The 20,534-nt window shown below is 70.7% G+C and carries 18 protein-coding genes; 2 read left to right on the top strand and 16 right to left on the bottom strand.

Annotated features, from left to right (window positions below; translation table 11 throughout):
• Window positions 1-26: 26 nt before the first annotated feature.
• The 8 genes from coaE to rpsA form a co-directional block, all read right to left on the bottom strand.
• Window positions 27-626, bottom strand: coding sequence for a dephospho-CoA kinase (gene coaE / locus EMA17_RS35460; RefSeq protein WP_126641283.1), 600 nt, complete (start codon window positions 624-626; stop codon window positions 27-29).
• Between the two features lie 144 nt (window positions 627-770).
• On the bottom strand, window positions 771-1,526 hold the full coding sequence (dprE2, locus tag EMA17_RS35455) for a decaprenylphospho-beta-D-erythro-pentofuranosid-2-ulose 2-reductase (RefSeq protein WP_126641282.1): 756 nt from the start codon (window positions 1,524-1,526) through the stop codon (window positions 771-773).
• Between the two features lie 61 nt (window positions 1,527-1,587).
• Complete coding sequence (gene dprE1, locus EMA17_RS35450) at window positions 1,588-2,973, bottom strand: decaprenylphosphoryl-beta-D-ribose oxidase (protein ID WP_170222319.1); 1,386 nt, start codon at window positions 2,971-2,973, stop codon at window positions 1,588-1,590.
• Window positions 2,966-3,970 (bottom strand): decaprenyl-phosphate phosphoribosyltransferase, encoded by a 1,005-nt coding sequence (locus tag EMA17_RS35445; RefSeq protein WP_174861484.1) that lies wholly within the window; start codon window positions 3,968-3,970, stop codon window positions 2,966-2,968. Before EMA17_RS35445 ends, dprE1 begins: the two co-directional genes overlap by 8 nt.
• Window positions 3,971-3,974: 4 nt before the next feature.
• Window positions 3,975-4,538, bottom strand: coding sequence for a phosphatase PAP2 family protein (locus EMA17_RS35440; protein WP_126641281.1), 564 nt, complete (start codon window positions 4,536-4,538; stop codon window positions 3,975-3,977).
• A gap of 353 nt (window positions 4,539-4,891) precedes the next feature.
• Window positions 4,892-5,959: a TolB-like translocation protein gene (locus EMA17_RS35435; RefSeq protein ID WP_170222318.1), complete on the bottom strand. Its 1,068-nt coding sequence runs from the start codon at window positions 5,957-5,959 to the stop codon at window positions 4,892-4,894.
• Window positions 5,949-7,214, bottom strand: a complete 1,266-nt coding sequence (locus tag EMA17_RS35430; protein WP_126641280.1) for an MFS transporter — start codon at window positions 7,212-7,214, stop codon at window positions 5,949-5,951. The genes EMA17_RS35435 and EMA17_RS35430 overlap by 11 nt, the downstream gene beginning before the upstream one ends.
• Window positions 7,215-7,392: 178 nt before the next feature.
• On the bottom strand, window positions 7,393-8,880 hold the full coding sequence (gene rpsA / locus EMA17_RS35425; RefSeq protein WP_078977653.1) for a 30S ribosomal protein S1: 1,488 nt from the start codon (window positions 8,878-8,880) through the stop codon (window positions 7,393-7,395).
• 300 nt (window positions 8,881-9,180) lie between these two features.
• Here rpsA and EMA17_RS35420 point away from each other — a divergent pair, with 300 nt between their 5' ends.
• The gene (locus EMA17_RS35420; RefSeq protein ID WP_126641279.1) at window positions 9,181-10,050 is read left to right on the top strand and encodes a class I SAM-dependent methyltransferase; all 870 of its coding nucleotides are present in this window, start codon (window positions 9,181-9,183) and stop codon (window positions 10,048-10,050) included.
• A 388-nt stretch (window positions 10,051-10,438) separates the two neighbouring features.
• Here the strand turns inward: EMA17_RS35420 and pgfA are convergent, their stop codons facing one another.
• The 4 genes from pgfA to polA all read right to left on the bottom strand — a co-directional run bounded on the left by pgfA (window position 10,439) and on the right by polA (window position 15,859).
• Window positions 10,439-11,437 (bottom strand): cell envelope lipid trafficking protein PgfA, encoded by a 999-nt coding sequence (gene pgfA, locus EMA17_RS35415; RefSeq protein WP_126641278.1) that lies wholly within the window; start codon window positions 11,435-11,437, stop codon window positions 10,439-10,441.
• Between the two features lie 51 nt (window positions 11,438-11,488).
• Window positions 11,489-11,626 carry a hypothetical protein gene (locus tag EMA17_RS52115; protein ID WP_160161682.1) on the bottom strand — a complete coding sequence of 46 codons (138 nt, stop codon included), beginning with the start codon at window positions 11,624-11,626 and terminating at the stop codon, window positions 11,489-11,491.
• Between the two features lie 135 nt (window positions 11,627-11,761).
• Complete coding sequence (locus EMA17_RS35410; protein WP_126641277.1) at window positions 11,762-12,991, bottom strand: lytic transglycosylase domain-containing protein; 1,230 nt, start codon at window positions 12,989-12,991, stop codon at window positions 11,762-11,764.
• Window positions 12,992-13,111: 120 nt separating this feature from the next.
• The gene (polA, locus tag EMA17_RS35405; protein WP_126641276.1) at window positions 13,112-15,859 is read right to left on the bottom strand and encodes a DNA polymerase I; all 2,748 of its coding nucleotides are present in this window, start codon (window positions 15,857-15,859) and stop codon (window positions 13,112-13,114) included.
• A gap of 47 nt (window positions 15,860-15,906) precedes the next feature.
• Here polA and EMA17_RS35400 point away from each other — a divergent pair, with 47 nt between their 5' ends.
• Window positions 15,907-16,335, top strand: coding sequence for a hotdog fold thioesterase (locus EMA17_RS35400; protein WP_126641275.1), 429 nt, complete (start codon window positions 15,907-15,909; stop codon window positions 16,333-16,335).
• Window positions 16,336-16,404: 69 nt separating this feature from the next.
• On the opposite strand, the gene EMA17_RS35395 is transcribed toward EMA17_RS35400, so the two are convergent.
• From EMA17_RS35395 to EMA17_RS35380, 4 genes are all read right to left on the bottom strand, one after another.
• Window positions 16,405-17,109, bottom strand: a complete 705-nt coding sequence (locus EMA17_RS35395; protein WP_170222322.1) for an ABC transporter ATP-binding protein — start codon at window positions 17,107-17,109, stop codon at window positions 16,405-16,407.
• An 80-nt stretch (window positions 17,110-17,189) separates the two neighbouring features.
• Window positions 17,190-18,113 carry an ABC transporter ATP-binding protein gene (locus tag EMA17_RS35390; protein ID WP_126641273.1) on the bottom strand — a complete coding sequence of 308 codons (924 nt, stop codon included), beginning with the start codon at window positions 18,111-18,113 and terminating at the stop codon, window positions 17,190-17,192.
• The gene (locus EMA17_RS35385) at window positions 18,110-19,525 is read right to left on the bottom strand and encodes a branched-chain amino acid ABC transporter permease (protein ID WP_126641272.1); all 1,416 of its coding nucleotides are present in this window, start codon (window positions 19,523-19,525) and stop codon (window positions 18,110-18,112) included. Before EMA17_RS35385 ends, EMA17_RS35390 begins: the two co-directional genes overlap by 4 nt.
• Window positions 19,522-20,445: a branched-chain amino acid ABC transporter permease gene (locus tag EMA17_RS35380; protein WP_170222317.1), complete on the bottom strand. Its 924-nt coding sequence runs from the start codon at window positions 20,443-20,445 to the stop codon at window positions 19,522-19,524. Before EMA17_RS35380 ends, EMA17_RS35385 begins: the two co-directional genes overlap by 4 nt.
• Window positions 20,446-20,534: the final 89 nt, after the last annotated feature.

Genomic DNA, 20,534 nt, shown 5'->3' with positions numbered 1-20,534 from the left:
AACCGGGCCGACGCACGACCACCGCCTCAGGCGCCCGTCAACCGCTCCCACAGCGCGTGCACCTGAGGCTCCAGCGCCGCCAACGGCCCGTCGTTGTCGATCACCACATCCGCGACCGCCAGCCGCTGCTCCCGCGACGCCTGCGCGGCCATCCGGGCCCGCGCGTCGGCCTCCGGCATACCCCGCAGCCGGACCAGCCGGTCCAGCTGCGTCTCGGGAGCCGCGTCCACGACCACCACCAGGTCGTACCGCCCGGCCAGGTCGTTCTCCACGAGCAACGGCACGTCGTTGACCAGCACCGCGTCGTCCCCGGCGGCCGCCGTCAGCTCCGCCGCGCGCGCCCCGACCAGGGGATGCACGATCGCGTTCAGCGCGGCCAGCCGCTCGGGCGCGCCGAAGACGATCCGACCCAGGCCCGGGCGATCGAGCGAGCCGTCGGGCAGCAGCACCGACTCGCCGAATTCGGCGACCACCGCCGCCAGGCCGGGCGTCCCGGGCGCCACCACCTCGCGCGCGATCCGGTCCGAGTCGATCACCACCGCGCCCAGCTCCGCGAGCAGCCGCGCCACCTCGCTCTTGCCCGCCCCGATCCCACCGGTCAGGCCGACGTTTCCCCTGCTGCCCATGCCCGCGCCCCTCGTCCGTACCCGGGTGAACCACGACCGGGCCACCGTAGCGGCCGGGCGGCGCCCGCCCCGGAAGGCCCCGGCCCCGGACACGCGAAAGCCCGCCCCGGATCACCGGGGCGGGCCCTCGCGTGGCACGGGGTGTCAGATGTTGAGCTTGCGGAAGATCGGGCGCGGCACGTGCCGCAGCGCCGACATCACGAAGCGGAACTGACCGGGCACCCACACCACCGACGACTTGCGCCGCAGGCCCTTGACGATCGCCTCCGCGACGGCCTCCGGCGTGGTGGCCAGCGGCACGTCCGGCAGGCCCTCGGTCATCTTGGTCCGGACGAACCCGGGCCGGACCACCATCACGTGCACGCCCGTGCCGTGCAGCTTGTCGCCCAGGCCCTGCGCGAACGCGTCCAGGCCGGCCTTGGTCGAGCCGTAGATGAAGTTCGACTTGCGGGCCCGCTCGCCGGCCACCGACGAGATCACCGCGAGCGCCCCGTGCCCCTGCCGGGACAGCGCGTTCGCCGCCGCGAGCCCGGCGGAGACGCCGCCGACATAGTTGACCTGCGCGACGCGCGCGGCGGCGGCCGGGGCCTTCGCGTCCGCGTCCTGGTCGCCGAGCACACCGAAGGCGAGCAGCACGACGTCGATGTCGCCCGCCGCGAAGACCTCGTCGATGGTCTTCTCGTGGTCGTCGGGCTCGGCCGCGTCGAACGCGACCACCTCGACCGTGGCGCCGCGACCGCGCAGGTCGTCGGCGGCCGCCTCGAGCCCGGCGGAGGGGCGTCCGGCGAGCACGACCCGCCGCACGCGCTCGGCGACCATCGCGCGGGCCGTGGTCAGCGCGATCTCGGAGGTACCGCCGAGAACGAGCAGGGACTGCGGTGCGCCCAAGGCGTCTTTCACGGTGCGTCCTTCACAAAGGCGTGGTTCACAACAGACGGAAGAGGACTGGGGAGGGGCCGGCTCAGAGCCCGAGCCGGCGCGCCTGGTCGGAGACGAAGACCCCGTCCGGGTCGACCTTGGCGCGCACCTCGCGGAACCGCTCAAGGCGCGGGTACATCCGGGCCAGGTCGGCCGGGTCCATCCGCGAGTCCTTGGCGAGGTAGAACCGGCCCTCGTTGGTCAGCACGATCTCGTCGAGCTCGCGCAGCAGCCGGGCCAGGCCGGGGGTGTTGGTCGGGAAGTCGAGGGTCAGCGTCCAACCCGGCTTGGGGAAGGACAGGAAACCCGCGTTGCCCGGACCGAAGCGCTTGAGCACGGTGAGCGAGGAGGGCGCGCCGTGCCGGCTGATCGTCTCGACCGCCTTGACCAGCCCGTCCTCGCGGCCGAACGGCACCACGAACTGGTACTGGAGGAAGCCGGTCCGCCCGTAGACCCGGTTCCACTCCTGGACCAGGTCGAGCGGGTGGAAGAACGCGGTGATCGACTGGAGTTGACCGACCTTGTGCTTGGGCGCCTTGCGGTACCACAGCTCGTTGAACAGCCCCATGGTGAGCTTGTTCGGCAGCCGGCCCGGCACCAGGTCCGGCACGGTCAGCAGGGAGCCGGTACGAAAGCGCAGCGGGTCCCGGCGCTTCTTGGCGGGCAGGTCGTCGAGCGCCGCGAACTCGCCGCAGGTGAGCACGCAGCGGCCCAGGTTGGCGCCCTTGGCCAGGCAGTCGAGCCAGGCGACGGTGTACGTGTACTTCTCGTCCGTCTCGGCCATCAACGCCATGGCCTCGTCGAGGTTGCGCGTCCGGTCGGTGTCCACCGACGCGAGCGAGGTCTCGATGGGCGTCATGCGGATGGTCGCGGACAACACCAGTCCGGTCAGGCCCATGCCGCCGGCGGTGGCCCAGAACAGCTCCGGGTCGCTCTCGGGGGTGACGGTGCGCTCGGTGCCGTCGGCCAGGAGCAGGTCGATGGACGACACGTGGTTGCAGAAGCTGCCGTCGGCGTGGTGGTTCTTGCCGTGCACGTCGGCGCCGATCGCGCCGCCCACGGTCACCTGCCGGGTGCCGGGGGTGACCGGGACGAAGAAGCCGAACGGGACGAACAGTTCGATCAACCGGTCCAGGCTGACCCCGGCCTCGCAGGTGACCAGACCGCGTTCCAGGTCCACCGCGAGGATCCGGTCCAGGCCGGTCATGTCCAGGACGGTGCCGCCGCCGTTCTGCGCGGGGTCGCCGTAGGAGCGACCCAGGCCGCGGGCGATCACCCCGCGCGAGGTGCGCTGCCCGAGGGCGGTCGCGACCTGCTCGCGGGTGGTGGGCCGCACGACGTCGGCGAAGGTGGGGGCGGTGCGTCCCCATCCGTTCAGCCGGACCCGCCGAGCGGTGGGGCGTACGTCGGCCGACGGGCCGTCAGACATGGAACACTCCCAGAACAAAGGTGAGAAGCCAGGCGAAGCCAAGGCCGACGAGGACCTTGTCCTTGAGGAGAACGTCCTCGGGGGACCCCGCGGTTCCGGCGTCCACGTACACCGCGTAGCGCAGGAAGGCGAAGCCGAACGGGACCAGCGACAACTGGTGCCAGGCCAGGGTGGAATCGCCCTCGGGGATCTGGAACGCCCACAGCGAGTAGGTGAGCAGCGTCACCGAGACCGCCATCTGCCACACGAAGCGCAGGTAGGTGATCGAGTAGTTGGCCAGCGAGGCGCGCGTCTTGGCCGCCTCCTCGCCCATCAGGACCATCTCCGAATAGCGCTTGCCCGCGACCATGAACAGCGACCCGAAGCCCGCGGTGAGCAGGAACCAGCGTGACAGCGGCAGTTCGGACGCGGTGCCGCCGGCCATCGCCCGGAACAGGAAGCCGGAGGCGACCATGGCCAGGTCGAGCACGACCACGTGCTTGAAGGAGAAGCAGTACGCGACGTTGAGCACCACGTACAGGCCCAGGACCAGCGCGGTCCCCGGGTTGCACAGCAGCACCCCGAGCACGACCGCGGCGACGCCCAGGATCGGGCCGAGCGTCCAGGCGAGCTTGACCGGCACCACGCCGGAGGCGATCGGGCGGTTGCGCTTGGTGGGGTGCTCGCGGTCGGCTTCGACGTCGAACGCGTCGTTGATGTAGTAGATCGCCGAGGCGGCCAGGCAGAACAGTACGAACATGATCGCGCTGTGGCCCAGGACGTAGCCCTCGTCCAGTCGTCCGGCCGCCAACGGCGCGGCGAACACGAGCACGTTCTTGACCCACTGCTTGGGTCGGGCCAGCTTCAGCAGGCCGCCGGCGAGTCCGCCGCGTGGTGGCGCGGGCGCCTCGACCGGGGCCGGGGCGGTGACCGTGGCGGTCGCCGCCCCGGCCGCCGGACCGGCCGAGACCAGGGTCTCGTCCGGCTCGAGCGACGATTCGACTTCGGATGTACTCAAGACTTCAGATCCCCTTCGGACGCTCTGCGCGGCGAGCCCAGGCTCGACCCAAGCCACCTGCGGCCAGACCCATGGTCGCGCCGGCGGCCACGTCGGACGGATAGTGGACGCCCACGACGAGCCGCGAGAAACACGTCGCGGCGGCTGCCGTGCCGGTGACGGCCGTGGGCAGCAGACCGTGGAACGCCACGGCCGCGGCAGCGGAGGAGACCGAGTGCGAGGAGGGGAAGCTGTGTCGGCCCGCGGTGCGCACCGTCGGCTCCAGACCCGCTATCGCCGGTCGGGGACGGCGCACGACACGCTTGATCACCATGCTGGCCACGTGCGCCCCGGCGACGGTCGCGGTGGCGCGCAGCCACTCGGGCCGACGGTCGCGGTCCACCGCGGCGCCGACCAGACCCGCGGCGAGCCAGACACCCGCGTGCTCCCCGGCGAAGGACAGCGCCTTGCTCGTGCGCTGGACGACCGGGTGCCCGGTGCGCCCGCGCACCCCGCGGTACAGGGCGACGTCTGACGCGCCGACGGTCTTGACTACCTGCCCGGTGGCGAACGCTCCACCAAAGGCCATCGATATCCCCAATTCCTACTGCACGTCGAATGGGCACCCTGCCCCGAAGCCGGGGGCTACGTGCTTTCGGCGGTCGTCCCGACCGCCACACGGGCCACTTCCATATGAGCCCGGCGCATGGCACCAATGAGTCAGGGTACGCGAACCGCGTGGGGGCTCTTCGCCGAGCCGGTCCGCCGTCGCCCCGAAGGGGGCGCCGGCCATCGGGCACCCGTCCTGCGGCTTCGTTCCAGGTCACACGCTGCCGAACGGGTGACACCGCCGGGTCGCGACCGGCATTTCGTGACGGAACTGTGGCAGACCCGCAGCCTGCGCGAGGCCGGGCCGATGCACAAGTGCGTCCTTGCGCGCGGTCAGCGCAGCGGCGCCGGGGAGAATCCGCCGACCACGAGCCGGGCCGGCGCACCGCCGCCGTCGGCCGGCACCGACCACACATCGCCGGCCGCGCCGGAGCCGGTGGGCAGCGCGTACCCCACCGTGCGGTCGTCGATCCAGATCGCCTGGTCGTCCACGCTGTGCGTCTCCGCGAGCGGTGTCTCGCGCATGGTGGCGAGGTCGAGCACATGCAGCCGCCACGGGTTGCGGGTGCTCTGCGAGACCTTCTTCTTGAACACCAGTCGGGTCCCGTCGGGGGACAACGACGGGCACTCGACGTTCTCCCGCAGCACCGTCATGGTGCGCGCCGAGAGGTCCCCGCGGACCAGGTAGGTGCGGCCGGTGGTGTTGGTCGACAGGGTGGCGTAGAAGGTGTTGTCGTCGGCGGTGAAGGTGACGCCCCAGAAGTTGCGGTCCGGCGACTTGAGTTCCTTGCCGTCCCGGGTGGTGGTGAAGTCCTCCAGGTTCGCGGTCAACTCGCCCGTGTGGGTGTCCAGGATCGAGGTCCGCGTGGAGAAGGTCATGGACGCGTACGAGTCGCCGTAGACGAACACCGTCCACGAGGCCATCCGCCCCGACGCCGACACCCGGGCCCGGTTGGGCGTGCCGGCCAACTCGACCCGACGCACCTGACGCAGATTCGCGTCCAGGACCAGCGCCACGGGGGTCCTGGTCAGGCCGCCCTCGGTGGCCAGGCACACGGCGGTGCCGCCGGCCGCGTAGACCCGGTCGCAGGAGCGCTCGCCCACCGTGCGCGGCCCACCCGGATCGGCCGCCGCGACGGTGGCCAGCCGGCCGTACCCCGGACCCGACTCGGTGCTGCGGAACAGCAGTCGCGGCGCGCCGACCAGGCTCAGCGGCGGCCCGCCCGGCGCCGTGCCGTCACCGCCGTAGAGCCGGTCGTCCTCGCGCCGCACCGCGTACACCGTGTAGCCGATCGCGATGCCCGCGAGCAGCACCAGGACCAGCGCGAACACCAGTACCCGCCGCCGGGTGACCACCGGCTTCACCGGCGCGTCGGCGTCGGAGTCGATGTCAACGGACATCGGGGACCTCCGTGGGTCGCGTCGCCCGCACCCGGCGACCCGCCAGGGCGAGGGTGGAGCCGAACAAGGCCACCGCGAGGGCGACCGCGAGCACCCTGATCGCCGTCTCCGGCCCCCACGCGGTCCACAACGCGCCGAAGACCATCGAGGAGGCGAACCGGCCCACCGCCTGCCCGGTCTGCACCACCGCCATCCCGCCCGCCCGACCCGCCGCCGGCAACCGCGCCCCCACCGCGGCCGACAACACGCCGTCGGTGGCCGCGTAGAACACCCCGTGCAGGGCGAGCACCGTGAGCAGCAGCGGCACCCCGCCGAGCGGACCGCCCAGGAACAGATACGCCGCCAGCAGCGCGCCGTGCCCGGCCAGGAACACCCGGCGCCGCCCGACCCGGTCGGCCAGCCGCCCCAGCGGCAACGCCAGTACCAGGTAGACCCCGGCGGTACCCAGCGGCAACAGCGGGAACCAGTGCGGGCGGATCTCCAGCCGGTGCTGGAGCAGCAGATACACGAACGCGTCGCTGACCGTGACCAGCCCCAGCACCGCCGCCACCACGCACAACCGGCGATAGGGCCGATCCCGCAACAGCCGCGCCCCGTCGCGCCATCCGGGCCGGTGCTCCGGGGGATCCCGGTGGTCGCGCACGAACAGCACCAGCATCGCCACCGCCACCAGGCCGACGCAGAAGCTCACCACGAACACCGCGTCGTAGGCGGTACCCACCGCCGCGAGGATGGTGAACGCCACCAGCGGGCCGGTGAACGCCCCGACGGTGTCGAGCGCACGATGCACACCGAACGCGCGCCCCTGCGCCTCGGGGGTGCTGGACAGCGAGATCAGCGCGTCGCGCGGCGCCGTACGCAGCCCCTTGCCCGCCCGGTCGGCGGCGAGCACCGCGCCGATCCCCGGCACCGAGGCGCCGACCAGCGGCAGGCCGAGCTTGGCCGCGGCGGACATCCCGTAGCCGACCACCGCGACCGGCTTGCGGGCGGCGAACCGATCCGCGAGGTGCCCGCCGATCAGCCGCAGGAAGACCGTGACACCGGAGTACAGGCCGTCCAGGAAGCCGAACTGAAGCATCGTCAGGCCCAGGCCCGTGACCAGGTAGACCGGCATCACCGCGGTCACCATCTCGGAGGAGATGTCGGTGACCAGGCTGACCATGCCGAGGGCGATCACATTGCCGGTGACCACCACACCGCGCCCCGACCCGGGCCGCGCGAGCGGCGCATCCGCACGTGTGGACGAGACGTACACGCCGCACCCTCCCCCGGCTGCCGTGTGACCGATCCCGACCCTAGTGCCGTTCGCGCCCCCGCACCGGAAAACGCCGTCGCGCCCGGAAAATCGAAAGGCCCCACCTCCCCGAAGGGAGATGGGGCCTCGCGATACGTCCGGCTACCCGAGGTTCACCTCAGGCGTCGTCCGCGCGAGCTCAGCTCTGGCCGCCGGCCAGCTTCTCGCGCAGCGCGGCCAGCGCCTCGTCGGACGCGAGAGCGCCGCCGGTGGTGTCGGCCTCGACCTCGTCGTCACCGCCCGAGGAGTAGGCGCCCGCGGCCTCGCCGGCCACGGCCTCCGCCTCGGCCTCGCGGGCCTTGACGACCTGCTGCTGGTGCGACTCGAAGCGCGCCTGGGCGTCGGCGTACTGCTTCTCCCACTCCTCGCGCTGCTTGTCGAAGCCCTCGAGCCAGTCGTTGGTCTCGGGGTCGAAGCCGTCCGGGTAGATGTAGTTGCCCGCGTCGTCGTAGGTCGCGGCCATGCCGTAGAGGGTCGGGTCGAACTCGGCCGTGGCCGGGTCCGCGCCGAACGCCTCGTTGGCCTGCTTCAGCGAGAGGCTGATGCGGCGACGCTCGAGGTCGATGTCGATGACCTTGACGAAGATCTCGTCGCCGACCTGGACGACCTGCTCCGGGATCTCCACGTGGCGCTCGGCCAGCTCGGAGATGTGCACCAGGCCCTCGATGCCCTCGTCCACGCGGACGAACGCACCGAACGGAACGAGCTTGGTGACCTTGCCGGGAACGACCTGGCCGATCTGGTGGGTCCGGGCGAACTGCTGCCACGGGTCTTCCTGGGTCGCCTTCAGCGACAGGGAGACACGCTCGCGGTCCATGTCGACGTCGAGGACCTCGACGGTGACTTCCTGGCCGACCTCGACAACCTCGGACGGGTGGTCGATGTGCTTCCAGGACAGCTCGGAGACGTGCACCAGGCCGTCGACGCCGCCGAGGTCCACGAACGCACCGAAGTTGACGATCGAGGAGACGACACCCGTGCGGACCTGACCCTTCTGCAGGGTCGTGAGGAACGTCTGGCGCACCTCGGACTGGGTCTGCTCGAGCCAGGCACGGCGGGACAGGACCACGTTGTTGCGGTTCTTGTCCAGCTCGATGATCTTGGCTTCGAGCTCCTTGCCCACGTACGGCTGGAGGTCCCGCACACGACGCATCTCGACCAGCGAGGCCGGGAGGAAGCCGCGGAGGCCGATGTCCAGGATGAGACCACCCTTGACGACCTCGATGACGGTACCGGTGACGATGCCGTCCTCTTCCTTGATCTTCTCGATCGTGCCCCAGGCGCGCTCGTACTGCGCCCGCTTCTTCGAGAGGATCAGGCGGCCTTCCTTGTCCTCCTTCTGGAGAACCAAGGCCTCGATGTGGTCACCGACAGTGACGACCTCGTGGGGGTCCACGTCGTGCTTGATGGAAAGCTCGCGGGACGGGATGACGCCTTCGGTCTTGTAACCGATGTCGAGCAGGACCTCGTCCCGGTCGACCTTGACGATCACGCCATCCACGATGTCGCCGTCGTTGAAGTACTTGATCGTCTCATCGATCGCTGCGAGGAAGTCTTCCTCGGAGCCGATGTCGTTGACCGCCACCTGCGGGGTGGTGCTGGGCGTGGCCTCGGTGCTGCTCGTCATGTGGGTAAGGGCTCCGGGTACGGACAGAAGTCGTTTTCAAACACGCTTGTGGACCCGGTTTCGCCCCCGACGACCGCAGTCCATGCAAGAGGATGGCGTGGGATCGACAAAGGTGAGCGCGACCTGCTCCGTCTGAGTTCACGCAGGCCCGCGGCGCAACTTGCAGCATACGGGGCCGACCGGGTGTGGTCAACGCGCACGGGATGCATGCGATCAACCCGGACGTCCCGAAGGGAGTACCCTACGCGCGTCCGTGCCCGCCCGCAGCGATACCGCGGCTTCACCGCACCCGGGAGCCAAGTGAACCGGCCCACGTCCCACGACCCCCACGCGTCACTGGTGGCGCGCTACGCCGACCCCGAGGACGCGGACGACGGCGACGACGACGCGGTGCGCCGCAGGGTCGGCCTCGTCGAGAGTGTGCGCGCGGGCCGCCGGTGGTGGGACGCGAACGCCGACGAGTACCAGGTCGAGCACGGCGACTTCCTCGGCGACGCGCGCTTCACGTGGTGCCCGGAGGGACTGGACGAGGACCGGGTGAAGCTGCTCGGCCCGGTGGAGGGGCGCACCGTGCTCGAGGTGGGCGCGGGCGCGGCGCAGTGTTCGCGGCGGCTGCTCGCGCGCGGCGCGTTCCCGATCGCGCTCGACCTGTCGCTGCGCCAGCTCCAGCACTCGCGCCGACTGGACGCCGAGCACGGCACCCGGGTACCGGTGGTGCAGGCCGACGCGGGCCGGCTGCCGTTCGCCGACGCGAGCTTCGACCTGGCGTTCTCCGCGTACGGCGCGCTGCCGTTCAGCCCGGACGGGGCGGGGATCATGCGCGAGGTGTCCCGGGTGCTGCGACCGGGCGGGCGGTGGGTCTTCTCGATCACCCACCCGATCCGCTGGGCGTTCCCGGACGAGCCGGGGCCGGAGGGGCTGACCGCGGTCGCCTCGTACTTCGACACGACCCCCTACGTCGAGCAGGACCACACCGGCCGGGCGACCTACGTCGAACAACACCGCACGCTCGGTGAGCGGGTGCGCGAGGTGGTCGGGGCCGGCTTCCGGCTCCTGGACATCGTCGAACCGGAGTGGCCCGACGATCTGGAGTCGACGTGGGGGGGCTGGAGCCCGCTTCGGGGGCGGTTGTTGCCGGGGACGGCGATTTTCGTGTGTGGGAGGGAGTGAGGGGGGTGGGGGGAGGGGGCGGGGCGGGGCGGGGTCGCGGCGTGGGCGCTGCTTCTTGTTGGGCGCTTCGCGCCGGCTCGCGAGGCACCGCTTTTCTGCTCCCCCGCTTCGCTCCTCCGCAGAAAAGCGGTGCCTCGCTCGGGGTCGGGTGTCCCTCCGCTTCGCTCCGGGTCACCCGACCCAAGTTCTGCGGCTCCGCCGCTCTCCGCGCTTCGCGCGTCGATCGCGGGGGTGGCCAAGGGTGTGGGCGCTGACGCGCCTTGGGGGTGGGGCGTCGGATGGCTGTGGGGGCGGGTGGGTCGTCGGGGGGTCCGTGGGACCGCGGGGTCCGCACCTCACGCAACGGGTGGAGTGGGTGGGTGCGCCAATCCCCGGAGGGGTGTGCGCGTTACGCCGTCACGGGTGGCTTCGTCGGCTGGTGCTCGGGGGTTGGGCGCGCGCGCGGCCCGGCCGTCTTGCGGTCCGCCACGTATTGCAGCACGACGGCCGTCAGGAAGAGCAGGACGCCCACCACGATCAACGCCAACGGCGCCGTGTCGTGCAGTAGGCGCAGCTTGCCGCTCCAGTCCTTCGCGTCCGCGACGAGCGCGGCCGACCACTCCGGGCGGAGCTTGAAGGTGCCGTCGAAGAGCTTGGTGACCACCGGCTTGGCGTTGGGATCGTCGGCCGGCGGGGACGTGCGCAACTCCTCGGTGCGGGTCTCCTCGACGTACACCGGGATGCCGGTGACCGGCTCGACCCACATCTTCCGGGTCGCGGTGTACCAGAGCTGCATGCCCTCCTTCTCCACCGCGACCGGGTCCAGGCCGCCCGGGAGTTGCCTGGGCATCGGGATCTTCATCCACGGCACGACCTGCTCGAAGCGGTACGTCCGCAGGCCGTCGCGCCGGTCGGTGCCCTTGTACGCGATCACGTTCGCGCTGTGCGCCTGCGAGTCGTAGTAGTTGTAGTCGCGCTTGCCGGTGAAGAAGGGCCACTTGTAGGCGAGGCCGGTGTGCGCGGCCGGGGCGCCGTCGACGGATTCGCCGCAGCAGTTCTTCGGGATCTGGCCGGCCGCGTCGAACGCGTAGCGCTCGGGCAGTTGGGTGACCACCTTGCCGGTGCCGTCCACCACGGCCAGGTTCAGGTCCCACACCACGGTCGAACCGTGGCTGTCCTTGGCGTTGGGCCGGATCGTCTGGATCGCGGTGACCTTGGCCTTGCCCGGGCCCTCGGGTGCGCCCAGCAGCGTGGCGTTCGTCGCGTCCAGGACCACCACCCGGTAGGCGTCCTCGCCCGCGAGCGCCTTGGCCACCAGTCTCGGGAGGACGAACTCGCGCAACAGCGGCGCCAGGGCCACGCAGAACACGGCCGCGACCAGGAGGATCAGACCGGACTTACGACGCATCGAGGTGGACCCCTTGACGATGGAACCGGGTACGGATTCGCGCCGGCGCGGTCAGGGACGCGCGGGCGGGCTCGTGACCTGGAGCGGCTTGTGCACGGGCCCGGGATCCGCGGCGGCGCACGCGTTCAGCACGAACGCGGCCCCGACCGCGAGGAGGGCCCCGGCCACGACCGCTGCGAAGGAACGCATTCGGCGGTCCCACCTTTCCTGCTGCCCCGGCCGACGCCGCGACGGTCGGCGATGGGGCACGGTAGCAAGAAACGAGAACAGGTTCCCGTTTTTTGCGGATCGGATTCTGCTCGGGTGCCGCTCGGGTCGGGCCGGCTACCGGCCGCCCGCCGTCGGGGCGTCGGCCGACGCGGCCGCCGAGGAGGACTGCTCCGGCGCGCCCGACGCGCTCGACGAGACCGGCGGCGCCACCGACCCCGACGCGCTCGCCGTCGCGCTCTTCGACGGATCGCCCGTCGCCGGCGGGTTCGCCGGCTTGGTGGCGGGGGGCTTCGTGGTCGGCGCCTTGGTGGTCGGCTTGACCGGCTGCCGCGCGTCGGGCACCGAACGCGCGCCGGTCGCGTAGTAGGTCATCCACGAGGTGACCGTGCGCAGGTACTCGTCGGAGTGGTTGTAGCTGAGGATGGCCGCGTTCAGCCCGGCCCCGGTGGACAGGTCCCGGTTGCCCGCGCACAGGTAGCGCCCCGCGGTGAGCGTCGCGTCGAAGATGTTCTGCGGGTTGGCCACGCCGTCCCGGTTGCCGTCCATCGCCCAGCCCTTCCAGGTGGACGGGATGAACTGCATCGGCCCCACGGCGCGGTCGAACTCGGTGTCGAAGTCGTAGCGTCCGCCGTCGGTGTCGGTGATCCGGGCGAACTGCCCGCCGTCCAGGCGCGGACCCAGGATCGGGGTCACCGACGTGCCGTCCACGGTCACGTTCCCGCCGTACGCGTGCTCCGACTCCACCCGGCCGATGCCCGCGAGCAGCGTCCACGGCAACTTGCAGCCGGGATCCATCCGGGCCAGGTTCGACGCCGCCTGCTGATACGCGAGCAGCACCGTCTGGGGTATCCCGCCGGTCCCGGTCGCGGTGGTGCCCCGCGGCCCGGCCGAGGACGTCGCGCCCGGGGCGGCCGTGGTCGCCGGCGGCGCGGTGGTCGCGGCCCCCGGCAGCGCGGCCGGCACCACCGGCGGCGGCAACTCGAAGTGCGCGGGCCCGCCGCCGTTGACCGAGGCGCCGCCGACCGGCGCCGCGTCCGACAGGCGCGGCAGATCGGAGGTGGGCACCCGGTGCGCGGTGACCATGGTGAACGGGGACTGCACCGCCGCGCCGCACGCCAGCACGACCAGGATCGCCGCCGCGCTGCCCAGCCACGGATTCAGGATCCGTCTGCGCTTGGCCGGCTCCTCCGGCGCGCCGGACGTCGGCGACGTCTCGGGTCCGGGCATGCCCTCGGATTCGGCCGCGGGCGCGGCGGCGGATATCCGCTCCGCCGACACCTCGCCGGCGTCCCCCTCCGATTCGCCCGGCTTCCGCGGATCGGGCCCCGATTCGGCCTCTTCCACGAAGCTCCCCCCTCTGTGCGCGAGTTCGACGGTGCACCGGTCGTCGGCGACCACCGGTGCCCGTGCGAACCTATGCCGGCTTCGGCCGGCTCTCCACCCCCACGGCGCACTCGTTCCGGATCAGTGACCGGCGTCCTCCCAGTTCGCCCCGAAACCGACCGAGACGTCCAGCGGCGCACGCAGCGGATACGCGCCGGCCATCTCCCGACGCACCAGCGTCTCCAACCGCTCCCGCTCGCCGGGCGCCACCTCCAGGACCAGTTCGTCGTGGACCTGGAGCAGTATCCGCGAGGCCAGCTTCTCCTCCCGCATGGCCCGATCCACCGCGAGCATCGCGACCTTGACGATGTCCGCCGCCGAACCCTGGATCGGCGCGTTCAGCGCCATGCGCTCGGCCATCTCGCGGCGCTGCCGGTTGTCGCTGGTCAGATCCGGCAGATAGCGCCGCCGGCCGAACACGGTCTCCGTGTAGCCGGTCTGCCGGGCCTCCTCGACCACCTTGTGCAGGTAGTCGCGCACCCCGCCGAACCGCTCGAAGTAGGTCTCCATCAGCCCGCGCGCCTCGGCCGGCTCGATGTCCAACTGCTGGGACAGGCCGAACGCGGAGAGTCCGTACGCCAATCCGTAGGACATCGCCTTGATCTTGCTGCGCAGCCCGTGGTCCACCGCCTCCGGCGCCACCGAGAAGACCTGCGCGGCCATCGTCGAGTGCAGGTCCTCGCCCGACGTGAACGCCTCGATCAGCGCCGTGTCCTGCGACAGGTGGGCCATGATCCGCAGTTCGATCTGGCTGTAGTCGGCGGTGAGCAGCCCCTCGAAACCCTCGCCGACCACGAACGCGCGCCGGATCAGCCGCCCCTCCTCGGTCCGGATCGGGATGTTCTGCAGGTTCGGGTCCTGCGAGGACAACCGGCCCGTGGCCGCCACGGTCTGGTTGAACGTGGTGTGGATGCGCGCGTCGTCGGCGACCGTCTTGATCAGACCCTCGACCGTGGTACGCAGCCGGGTCTGGTCCCGGTGACGCAGCAGGATCACCGGCAACTCGTTGTCGGTCTGCGTCGCCAGCCAGGTCAGCGCGTCGGCGTCGGTGGTGAACCCGGTCTTGATCTTCTTCGTCTTGGGCAGGCCCAGCTCGGTGAACAGGATCTCCTGCAACTGCTTGGGCGAGCCCAGGTTGAACTCGTGCCCCACCGCGGCGTGCGCCTCCTCGGTGGCCTGCTTGACCGCCGCCGCGAACTGCTCCCGCAGCCGCTCCAGATAGGGCAGGTCGGCCGCGATGCCCATCTGCTCCATGTGCGCGAGCACCGGCAGCAGCGGCAACTCCATGTCGCGCAGCAGCTCCAACCCGCCCTTGGCGGCCAGCTCGGTATCCAGCGCCGCCGCCAGGTCCACCACCGCCCGCGCGGCCAGCATCAGCGCCGCGCCCGGCTCCGCGTCGGCCTCGTCGGACATGTCGAGCGCCAACTGCCCGTCGCCCGAACCGCCCGCGTCCACCCGCAACTCGCGCCCCAGGAACCGCTCCACCAGGCCCTCGAGGGCGAACGAGCGCTGCCCCGGCAGCACCAGGTAGGCACCCAGCGCGGTATCGCTGGTGATCCCCCACAGCGCCCACCCGCGCGCGGCCAGCGCCAGGATCGGCCCCTTCGCGTCGTGCACCGCCTTGGTCCGCCGCGGATCCGCCAGCCACGCCGCCAGCGCCGCGTCGTCGCCCGCGTCCATCGTCAGCGGATCCACGAACGCCGCCGAGCCGTCGGCCGCGGCGAACGCCAGCCCCTTGACCTCACCCGTACCGCGCCCCCACGAGCCGTCCACCGCGAGCCCGGTGCGCTCCGCACCCGCGGCATGCTCGGCCAACCACTCGGCCAGCGCGCCCGGCGCGACCACCGTGGTGTCCATCTCGAAGCCCGGCTCGGGCTCCGCGACCGCGACCACCGCGCCGGGATCCACCGCCCACAGCCGCTCCCGGAAGCCCGCGTTGCGGAACTCCAGCGCGTCGAGCACCACCTCGACCGCCTCCCGGTCGAACGGCTTGCGCTCCAGATCCGTCGGCGTCACGTCCAGCTCGACGTCGCGCACGAGCTCCGTCAACCGCCGGTTCAGCTGCACGTTGTCCAGGTTGTCGCGCAGGTTCTGCCCGGCCTGACCCTTGACCTCGTCGGCGCGCGCCACCAGCTCCGCGAACGAGCCGAACTCGCGAATCCACTTCGCCGCGGTCTTCTCGCCCACCTTCGGGATGCCCGGCAGGTTGTCGCTCGGGTCGCCGCGCAGCGCCGCGAAGTCCGGATACTGCGCGGGGGTCAGCCCGTACTTCTCCTCCACCGCGTCCGGCGTGAACCGGTGCAGCTTGCTCACGCCCATCATCGGATACAGCACCGTCACATCCGGCGTGACCAGCTGCAAAGCGTCGCGGTCGCCGGTGAGGATCAGCACCTCGAAACCCTCGGCCGCGGCCCGGGTGGCCAGCGTGGCGATCACGTCGTCGGCCTCGAAGCCGGCGACGCGCATCGTCGGCACGCCCATCGCCGTCAGCTCCTCGACGATCAGCTCGACCTGGCCCTTGAACTCCTCCGGAGTCTCCGAGCGGTTCGCCTTGTAGTCGGGAAACTCCTCGGTGCGAAACGACTGCCGGGACACGTCGAACGCCACGCCCAGATGGGTCGGCGCCTCGTCGCGCAACACGTTCACCAACATCGACGTGAACCCGTAGACCGCCTGGGTCGGCTGACCCGTCGCGGTACTCATCGACGCTTCCTTGAGCGCGTAGAAGGCCCGGTACGCCAACGAGTGCCCGTCGAGGAGCAGAAGTCGCGGCCGGGAACCGGCGGGAACGGAGGTCTGGGGGGTCCGAGTAGCTGCCACGACCGCGATCCTAGGCTGTCAGGCCGACACCATCGTGTATCCGACAGGAGCGCACCATGCCCGAAGAGAGCACCCCGGCCGGCCTCGACGAGATCCTGGCCGCCATGAACCTCGACAGCCGGGAGACCCTCGCCGACCGCATGGGGATCGAAATCGTCGAGGCATCCGCCCAACGTGTGGTCGCCACCATGCCGGTCAAGGGCAACACCCAGCCCTACGGGCTGCTGCACGGCGGCGCGTCGTGCGTACTCGCCGAAACCCTCGGCTCGGTGGGCTCCGCACTGCACGCCGGCCGCGACGCCATGGCCCTGGGCATCGAGATCAACGCCACCCACCACCGCTCCGCCGACTCCGGCGTGATCACCGGCGTGGCCACCCCCGTACACCTGGGCCGCACGCTGGCCACCTACGAGATCGTGATCACCGACGAGCACGACCGGCGGATCTGCACCGCGCGGCTCAGCTGCCTGATCAAGCGCCCCTGACACCGCCGACCGGCGCCGGGGCCGCGCGGCGAAGGGGCCGACCCCCTCCGCCGCGCGGACGCCGTCGCGCTACGCGCCCTCGCCCAGATACGCCTCGCGCACCTTCGGATCCGACAACAACCGATCGGCCGGCCCGGACAACACCACCGACCCGGTCTCCAGGGCATAACCCCGGTGCGCCAGCCGCAACGCCTGCGCGGCGTTCTGCTCGACCAGCAACACCGTGGTGCCCTGCTCGTTGATCTCCCGGATGATCTCGAAGATCTGCGCCACGATCAGCGGCGCCAGACCCATCGACGGCTCGTCCAGGAGCAGCAGCTTGGGCTGCCCCATCAACGCGCGCCCGATCGCCAGCATCTGCTGCTCGCCACCCGACAGCGTGCCCGCCAACTGCTCACGGCGCTCCGCCAGCCGCGGGAACAGCTCGAACACCCGGTCCAGTTCGGCCTTGGGCACCGACTTGAACCGATAGGCGCCCATGTTCAGGTTCTCCGTGACGGTCATCGCCGGGAACACCCGACGACCCTCCGGAGAGTGCCCGATGCCGAGCCCCACCACGTGGTGCGCCGGCACCCCGTCGATGCGCTCGCCGCGCCAGCGCACCTCGCCCTCACGCGGCGTCAACAACCCCGAGATGGTGCGCAACGTGGTGGTCTTGCCCGCCCCGTTGGCACCCAGCAGGGCCACGATCTCGCCCTCGTTCACCTCGATGTGCACACCCTTCAGCGCCTGGATGGCGCCGTAGAACACGTGCAGATCGTCCAGCTCCAGCATCTTCTTCCGAGGCGGTACGGCGGTGCCGGCGGCCGACTCGGCCACACCGACCGCGTCCGCGCCCGCGGCGTCGGCGGCGCTCATCGCTGCTCCTCCCCGTCCCGCTGCGCGGGGACCGAACCTTCCTCGGGCACCCCGCCGACCTCGGCCTGCGTCGCACCGGTCATCTCGGCGGCCATCTCCGCGCCCAGATACGCGGCCACGACCTCCGGGTCGCGCTGCACCTCGGCGGGCGAGCCGGAGGCGATCACCTTGCCGAAGTTGAGCACCGTGACCCGGTCCGCCACCGACATCACCAGACGCATGTCGTGCTCGATCAGCAGCACGCTGATGCCCAGTTCGCGGTTGATCCGCCGGATCAGCACCTCCAGGTCGAGCTTCTCGGTCGGGTTGGTGCCCGCCGCCGGCTCGTCCAGGAGCAACACCTGCGGATCGGTGGCCAGCGCCCGGGCGATCTCCAGGCTGCGCTGCTGGCCGTAGGACAGCGACGCGGCCAACTCGTTGAGCAGCCCGTCCAGACCGACGAAGTGCAACAACTCCAGCGCCCGCCGATCGCTCTCGCGATCCTCGCGGCGCGCGTTCGGCAGCCCCAGCATGATCGACACCGGGCCCGACTTCTGTCGGGTCTCCGCCGCGATCTTGACGTTCTCCAACGCGGTCAACGCGCCGAACAGGCGAATGTTCTGGAAGGTGCGGGCGACCCCGAGCCGGTTGACCAGATGCGGCTTGCGACCGAGCAGCGAGTGTTCGCCGCCCGACCGGTCGCGCAGCACGATCGTGCCCTCCTGCGGGACGTACATCCCGGTGAGCGAGTTGAACAGCGACGTCTTGCCCGCGCCGTTCGGCCCGATCACCGCCAGGATCTCGCCCCGGTGCAGGTCCAACGCCACATCGGACAGGCCCACCAGGCCGCCGAAGCGCAGCGTCACGCCGCGCACCCGCATCACCTGGTCGCCCGGATCCACCCGCGGCCGGTCGTCCGCCTTCGTCGTGGTGATGCTCACGTCATCCTCCCGCCGGCCGGCTCCGACATCGCGTCCGCGTCGCCGAGACCCGCCTTGGCCATGCTCAACTCACGCTTGCGCCGCACCGACGGGATCAGACCCTGCGGGCGGTAGATCATCATGATGATCAGCAGCGCGCCCAGGTACATGAAGCGGTCGTTCGGATCGACCCAGTCCTTCATGTACTGCGGCAGCCAGGCCAGGAACGCGGTACCGATGATCACGCCCCACAGCGAACCCATGCCGCCGAAGATCACGTACGCGACCACCAGGACCGAGAACAGCAGCAGGAAGCTCTCCGGGCTGATGAAGCGCGCCTTGCTCGCGTACGCCACCCCGGCGATGCCGGACGTCGACGCGCCGATCGCGAACGCCATCAGCTTGAACTTCACCGTCGGCACGCCGGTGGCCGACGCGGCCACCTCGTCCTCGCGGATCGCCGTCCAGGCCCGACCCACCCGGGAGTGCTCCAGCCGCAGGAACGCGATGATCAGGATCGTGGCGATACCGATCAGCAGGTACCAGTAGGGCACCGGATCCAGTTCCCAGTCGTAGTCGATCGGACCGATGTGGATCCCGAAGTTCGAGATGCCCTGGACACCGCGCGGGCCGTTGGTGAACCCGTCCGCGTTCTTGGCGATCAGGTAGATGATCTCGTGGAAGCCGAGCGTGACGATCGCCAGATAGTCACCGCGCAACCGCAGCGTCGGCGCGCCGAGCAGCAGCCCGGCCAGCAGACACGTGGCCACCGCCACCGGGATCACCAGGAACGCGTTCAGCTTGAACGGCGGATCCACCGGCATCGCGCCGGTCCAGTACGCCGTGCTGTACGCGCCGATCGCGAAGAACGCGATGAAGCCCAGGTCGAGCAGACCCGCCCAGCCGATCACCACGTTCAGCCCGATCGCGAGCAGGACGTAGATCGCCACCTCGTTGACCAGGACCTGGTTCCAGAAGGTGGACAGCAGGTTCGGCAGCAGGATCAGCAGGCCGATCACCACCGCCGAGAAGCCGAGCCGCACCCAGACGATCCGGCGCAGATCCGCCGTCTTCGCCCTGGCCTGCGCCGTCACCGCCTTGACCGGCTCGGTGACGGGTGTGGTGAACCGGTCCAGCGGGCCCACCTTCGGCCCCAGGAAACGCTGATAGAGCGGCTTGCCGAACTCCATCACCGCCCACAGCGCGACCGCGCCGAGGATCCACCAGACCACGCGCATCGAGCCGAGGCTCTTGTCCAGCGAGAAGAACACGTCCTCGCGGCTGCCCTGCGGACCGCTCATCACGTCCAGCAGTACGGCCGCGGCGACGGTGCCCACCAGTCGGCCGTACATCGGGTGCTGGTACCAGCGCTTGCGCCGCAGCTTGGCCAGCGTGGCCGCGGTGGGCGCGAAATCCGTCGTGGTCGTGGTCACGCCGACCTCCCCAAGCGCTCGCCCAGGATGCCGGTCGGCCGGAACATCAGCACCAGGACCAACACCGCGAAGGCGCTGACGTACCGCCACGACTCACCGAAGATCGGCGAGGAGAAGCTCTCCACGATGCCGAGCAGCATGCCGCCCATCATCGCGCCGCGGATGTTGCCGACCCCGCCGACGACCGCCGCGGCGAACGCGGTGATGCCCGGCAGGAAGCCCATCGTGAACGACAGTTGCAGGTGCAGGCCGAACAGGAAGCCGGCGATGCCACCCATGAAGCCGCCGATGATGAACGTACGCGAGATCACCTTGTCGATGTCCACGCCCATCAGGCCCGCCGTCTCGGCGTCCTGCGCCACCGCCCGGATACCCGAGCCCAGCTTGGTGCGGTTCACCAGGTAGTCCAGGCCGACCATCATCAGCACGGCCGCACACACGATGAGCAGCTGCAGGATGGTCACCTGGGTGCCGAAGACCGAGAAGACCTTCTTGTTCTCGAACAGCGTCGGCAGTGCGCGCGAGTCGCGGCCGAACAACTTCCCCGCCAGGTTCTGCAGGAAGTAGGAGGCCCCGATCGCGCTGATCAGGAACGCCAAACGTGGCGCGTTCCTGCGTCTGAGCGGTCTGTATGCGACTTTTTCCAAAGCGAAGGCCGTGGCCGCTCCGGCGGTACCGGAAACGGCCAGCCCCGCCGCGACCAACAAGACCGACACCAGTGCCGTCGGGTTGGTGCTCGGGTCGATCCAGGTCAAGGCGAGCAGGGCCGAATAGGCGCCCACCATGAAGACTTCGCTGTGTGCGAAGTTGATGAGCTGTAGCACACCATAGACGAGGGTATAGCCGATGGCGATGACCGCGTACAGCGCACCGAGCATGATCCCTGGAATAAGGTAATCCAGGATTTCATCAGGTTGCATAAGGAAAGCTTCCTCAAGAAAACCGGACGGGCCCGGACCCTCCCGAAACTCCGGGAAGGCCCGGGCCCGATCGTCAGGTGGCGACGTCC

It is taken from the genome of Embleya hyalina, from assembly GCF_003967355.1.
Lineage (GTDB): Bacteria > Actinomycetota > Actinomycetes > Streptomycetales > Streptomycetaceae > Embleya > Embleya hyalina.
The sequence above is the reverse complement of the archived record's forward strand: the minus strand, read 5'-3'. Positions and strand labels throughout refer to the sequence as shown.

Excerpts from the sequence above, each read along its gene's own strand:
- coaE (WP_126641283.1), bottom strand. The coding sequence starts at position 626 with ATGGGCAGCAGGGGAAACGTCGGCCTGACCGGTGGGATCGGGGCGGGC.
- pgfA (WP_126641278.1), bottom strand. The coding sequence starts at position 11,437 with ATGCGTCGTAAGTCCGGTCTGATCCTCCTGGTCGCGGCCGTGTTCTGC.
- EMA17_RS35395 (WP_170222322.1), bottom strand. The coding sequence starts at position 17,109 with ATGCTGGAGCTGGACGATCTGCACGTGTTCTACGGCGCCATCCAGGCG.
- dprE1 (WP_170222319.1), bottom strand. The coding sequence starts at position 2,973 with ATGTCTGACGGCCCGTCGGCCGACGTACGCCCCACCGCTCGGCGGGTC.
- EMA17_RS52115 (WP_160161682.1), bottom strand. The coding sequence starts at position 11,626 with ATGCGTTCCTTCGCAGCGGTCGTGGCCGGGGCCCTCCTCGCGGTCGGG.
- EMA17_RS35380 (WP_170222317.1), bottom strand. The coding sequence starts at position 20,445 with ATGCAACCTGATGAAATCCTGGATTACCTTATTCCAGGGATCATGCTC.
- rpsA (WP_078977653.1), bottom strand. The coding sequence starts at position 8,880 with ATGACGAGCAGCACCGAGGCCACGCCCAGCACCACCCCGCAGGTGGCG.
- EMA17_RS35400 (WP_126641275.1), top strand. The coding sequence starts at position 15,907 with ATGCCCGAAGAGAGCACCCCGGCCGGCCTCGACGAGATCCTGGCCGCC.
- EMA17_RS35440 (WP_126641281.1), bottom strand. The coding sequence starts at position 4,538 with ATGGCCTTTGGTGGAGCGTTCGCCACCGGGCAGGTAGTCAAGACCGTC.
- EMA17_RS35435 (WP_170222318.1), bottom strand. The coding sequence starts at position 5,959 with ATGTCCGTTGACATCGACTCCGACGCCGACGCGCCGGTGAAGCCGGTG.